This window comes from Bacteroidota bacterium, assembly GCA_034723125.1.
Lineage (GTDB): Bacteria > Bacteroidota > Bacteroidia > CAILMK01 > JAAYUY01 > JAYEOP01.
Window position 1 is genome coordinate 1 of sequence record JAYEOP010000087.1, and the last position, 4,846, is coordinate 4,846.

General features: G+C 25.6%; 4 protein-coding genes. All 4 read right to left on the minus strand.

Annotated features, from left to right (window positions below; genetic code table 11):
- Positions 1–21: 21 nt before the first annotated feature.
- Positions 22–405: a CRISPR-associated protein gene (locus U9R42_02640; protein ID MEA3494912.1), complete on the minus strand. Its 384-nt coding sequence runs from the start codon at positions 403–405 to the stop codon at positions 22–24.
- 3 nt (positions 406–408) lie between these two features.
- Positions 409–1,692 carry a TIGR02221 family CRISPR-associated protein gene (gene csx2 / locus U9R42_02645; GenBank protein ID MEA3494913.1) on the minus strand — a complete coding sequence of 428 codons (1,284 nt, stop codon included), beginning with the start codon at positions 1,690–1,692 and terminating at the stop codon, positions 409–411.
- A gap of 46 nt (positions 1,693–1,738) precedes the next feature.
- Positions 1,739–3,019, minus strand: coding sequence for an ATP-binding protein (locus U9R42_02650; GenBank protein MEA3494914.1), 1,281 nt, complete (start codon positions 3,017–3,019; stop codon positions 1,739–1,741).
- Positions 3,020–3,317: 298 nt separating this feature from the next.
- A complete protein-coding gene (locus tag U9R42_02655; GenBank protein ID MEA3494915.1) occupies positions 3,318–4,514 on the minus strand; it encodes an AAA family ATPase in 1,197 nt (398 codons plus the stop codon).
- Between the last annotated feature and the right edge of the window lie 332 nt (positions 4,515–4,846).

Sequence of the window (4,846 nt, forward strand, 5' to 3'; positions counted from 1 at the left end):
TTATGTTTTATTAATTTTAATTTACAATTTTAGTTTTGGATATTTTCTGAATTGTACAAATTCAAATCGTGAAGTTTTTGTTAATGAATTATTTTTAGTTACTATTCTTCTTGTGGTAGAAGCAATGCATTTAATATTATACTGTTGTAGCATTTTTATAAGAGTAAAGCAAAAGGTCATTTCGCCCATAATGTGGACAGCATTATTTTTATCGGTGCTTTGTGAAAGCAATTTTTTACAATCTTCAAAATATTCTTTTGTAAGTTTATGAATTTCTTTTTCATCAGCTTCGGGGTCAATAGCCGGAAAATTAATATCAGTAATTGTTCCATAAAGAGCTATGGCAATTTCTGTTTGCTTTTTACCCCAAGTGCTTTTGGGGTGGTTTGATAGGTTTAGGAGCATGGGTTATTTTAATTTTTTCAATATTTCACATAAAAGTTCATTAAGCATTTTTTCAAATTTATCAGGTTTTTTAATTGAATTCTCTTTAAATCCTGCATGGTTTATGTCATTCCTTATTGATGAAATTGTATTGAATTCTTTATTTAATAATAATAAATATTTAGACTCTTTAATTACGATTTTAGTAATATTCTTATTCTCTCTGGCATCGCCTTTCCAATCTTCTTCATCAATCTTTTCATTTACAATTTTAAAAGCGGAATCAACAATATTCCTATTTTTTTCTTCTTTATAATCAATATTTAATTCATCACAAATAAAAGTAGTAATTGATTCTTTTAATAAAGTAATACCTTGTTGGATTAAACCATTATTAATGCACCAACTCACGGCAAAAAATCCGTTTTTAATATTTTCTGCTTCATTAAAAGGTAAAAGCACCTTTGAAATCTTTTCGAGAATCGGAGATAAGGGTTTAATATTATCCTGTTTAAATTCCGTAAATATTTTATTTATTTCACTTCCCTCCTTGTTTAATATTATATTCATACCTCTACTTGTTTGAATATTTTTCACAAAAGAAGGTAATTCTTTATTAAGTTTTTTTAATGTGGTAGCACTCGCATTTTTACCTTTCGATTCTTTTAATATTGGATTAATCTCAGCAAATGATAAATCTACTAATTTATCTACACTTCCAAAATTAATAAATTCATCAGATGCACTTGTCCAGTCCTGAAGTTGAGAAAAAGCCGTTAAATTAATTACCGGAGAATAGCCATCTTTTTCAGCCTGATGATTCCCATAAGTAATACTTTTTACTTCTATGTTTTTAAGAAATTTAGAATAATTTATAAGCACCATTAATAACATTGGTAATGATCGAAATGCATGTGTGATATCAAAATATACCTTATCGTTTACTTTCAATTGATTGAAAATAATTTGAAAAATATCCCAAATTTCTTTTTCGTTTTTACCATCAGGAATATCCTTATCAATCACTTCTGCTTGAATATCCATTTCTTTCAATATTTTACTTAAACCGGAATAAGACCCTTTTTTGTTTGATCTTTTTGCAGGATTTTCCCAATTTTCTGTTCTTGCTGAGTCAGTTAAAAAAATAAATATTTTATCATTATTGTCCCAATTACCACAAAATTCACTTATTGCAGTTTCTTGAACAAATCTTGAATTTCTCTCCTTTCCTGATATTTTATCAAAAAAGTATTTGGTTGGTTCATAATAACCAGTGCCGAGAATAGAGATAAATACTTTTCGTTCCATAATTTTTATTTTTTAAGCCGCTAATACGCGAATGATTATTAATATTTTATTTTACTAATGAATATATGAATTTCCAAATATGTTGATGAATTATCCCATTTTCGTTTTGTAAAAGTATATCATCCATTGTAATAACATATTTTGGTAAATTATCTTTTATCTTTTCCAATGCTGTAAATTCTCTATTAATTGTTTCTTGTGTTTGCATTAAATACGAAACTTGAATATATTTACTATTTTGATTTTTAGTTGCAAAAAAATCAATTTCATAATTATTTTCATATCCAAGTTTAACCTCATAACCCGCTATTTTTAAATGAGTAAAAACAATATTTTCTAAAATAGCACTAATATCTTTTATTAAATTAGGGTAAAGATAATTTCTAAATCCTAAATCAGTAAGAAAATATTTTTTTTCACCTGATAATATTTCTTTGGTTTTTAAAGAAAAACGTGATGCTTCTCTTATAATAAAAGCTTCTTTCATAAAAGAAATATATTGAGAAATTGTTCCATAATCGCTTTTTCTGTTTTTGCTCTTAAAATATTTAATTATTGATGGAATAGAAGTCATATTACCCACATTATTAAGTAAAAATAAAAATATATCTTCTAACAAAATATAATCACGAATTTTATGTCTTTGCATTATATCTTTTAATAAAATTGTATTTAATAATGATTGAAAATAATGAAATTTTATTTCATTTGTATCAAAATTAAAAACTTCAGGCATTGCACTGCTTGTAATATACTTAATAAAATTTTCTTTTGAGTTATTAATATTTCTAAAATCCAAATATTCTTTAAATGAAAAAGGAAAGACCTCGTTAAGTACGTATCTCCCTGAAAGAAGTGTTGCCAACTCACCTGATAGCATCTTTGAGTTTGAGCCTGTGATAAATACTTCATATTCTTTAATCGGATGTTGAGCCAATGATACAACAATTTTTTCCCATTCTTCTATATTTTGCACCTCATCTATAAATATATACACTTTACCTTTGGGCAAATATATTTTTTCATATTTATTTATTATCAGCGATAAATCATTAGCATTTTTTATTTCTTCAAACTCAAACATTTCTTTATTTAGATAAAAAATATTTAACTTATTTACTCCTTTATCATTAATTAATTTGTCTATCAATTGTCTTACAATATAACTTTTACCGCTTCTACGTTGCCCAATAATTACTTTAACTAATTTATTTCCAATAGAAACCCAATTAGCATTAAGGTATCGTTTTCTAATAAAACCAAGATTAAAATCAGGAACTTTATTCCAATAATTAATAGTTGATAGTGATTTTAGTAATTTATCCATTATTTAAAAAAATTGGTTATGTTCTAAGATTTACAAATATAACAAAATAATTTGTTTATAGCCAAATATAATTTATAATCTGATTAATATTTGTTTATAAACGAATATACTTTGTTGCTCTTTTTTAAGTTTTTAATTGGTATAATAACAATTGGGTGCACTCCAAAAAGTAATTTCTACCTCAAATATAGAAATTATCGAAAAATTTATAATAAATTATTGAATTGATTGTGATTTTATATTTTGCAAAGTTGCTGAGTAGTAACAATATTTTATTCGTGCATTCGTGGCTATTGTTTCAATACAAAAACCCAAATAGCCAAAGCGGAATTCTATTTCCATATCCGTATTCAATATCATCGGCTGCTATGTATGCGTTTTTTATTCCTGCTATTTGTTTTTGAGATTTATTTTTTCCTCCTACTTCAAAAAGATATTTATTATCAACCAAAAAATCACCTTGTTTTGGGTATGTAACTTTATGTTTTGCCGAAAGTTGATTTAAAAAAAAAGTTTCTCTTATATTTCCCGTATTATCTTTACTATCTGAAAAAGCATAAGCAATATTAGTATTACCAAGAAAAATTTTATCAGGTTTATTAAGATAAGTAATACCATAAGCATCTGAACTAAGCCATTGTAAAATTTGTGCTTTATCAAGATAGAATAAGTATTTTAGCAAAGTTGGACGTGTGGTTTCTACTTGCTGAGCCAGTTTTTCGATATTCGGTTTGTATGGTGATATTTGGGCAATAATTGATACTAATTTTTTTAATTTAATAACTGAGTTAAAATCTATTTTATGTATAGCGGGCAAATCACTCTCAATAACTAAATTAACAGTTGTTGAAAGTTGTTTTAAATAATTTAATCTTAAATCTTTAAAAAACGGATAATATCCTTCTTTAAGATATTTACTAAACTTTGGGAAAATTTTTATTTTATTGTTTACTTCTTTTATTTTCTCTGTTGGGTTTTCTAATATTTGCTCCAATTTAATCGGCAAAATTTTTATTTCATATTTTAATTCAAGAAACTCTCTAAAAGACAAACCTCTTAGTTTATATACTAATGCCCTACGGCTTAAATCATGAGAACCTTTGTGTATTTCTAATGCTGACGAACTTGTAAATACCACTTTTAAATCTAATACAGTATCATATATATTTTTTAATTCCTGCGACCAATTTTTATATTTATGCACTTCGTCTATAAAAAGATATTCTCCTCCATTTTTCTCAAATTCTTCAGCAAAGTACAGTAATTTATTTTCAGTAAAATAAATATCATCTAAGCTAATAAATAAAGATTTCTTCCCTTTTTCGAGCATTTTTTTCATCTGTTGCAAGAGCAGAATTGTCTTTCCACTACCTCTTGCTCCGGAAATACCGATTAGTTTATAATCCCAATCTATTTCTATAGAAAGAAACCTTTCAAAATCAACAGCTACATTGCTTGCAAGCTTGTTTGATATGTCATATAATCTATCTATCATTATTTATGTTTTGTGCAAATATACAAAAAATCAATAATTCATTATTGAAAATAAATTTATTTTCGATAATCCAATATTGATTTTATTAAGAATTATCAATATTGAAATATTGATTTATACATTTTTTTCAATACAAAAACCCAAACAACCAAAGCGGAATTTTATACCGAAAGGTTATCATAGCTTGTACCGAAATTTTGTTTGCTACATAAAGCAATTAGTCTAAAATATTCCTCAATTCATACAATTTAAAATCATTATTCTTATAAATCAATTTATACTTAAAACTGTATTTTTTTAAGTAAAGTATCATTGCGGTATCGGGAATTTCA

Coding starts and splice junctions, on each gene's coding strand:
- U9R42_02640 (MEA3494912.1), bottom strand. CDS start 405: ATGCTCCTAAACCTATCAAACCACCCCAAAAGCACTTGGGGTAAAAAG.
- U9R42_02655 (MEA3494915.1), bottom strand. CDS start 4,514: ATGATAGATAGATTATATGACATATCAAACAAGCTTGCAAGCAATGTA.
- U9R42_02650 (MEA3494914.1), bottom strand. CDS start 3,019: ATGGATAAATTACTAAAATCACTATCAACTATTAATTATTGGAATAAA.
- csx2 (MEA3494913.1), bottom strand. CDS start 1,692: ATGGAACGAAAAGTATTTATCTCTATTCTCGGCACTGGTTATTATGAA.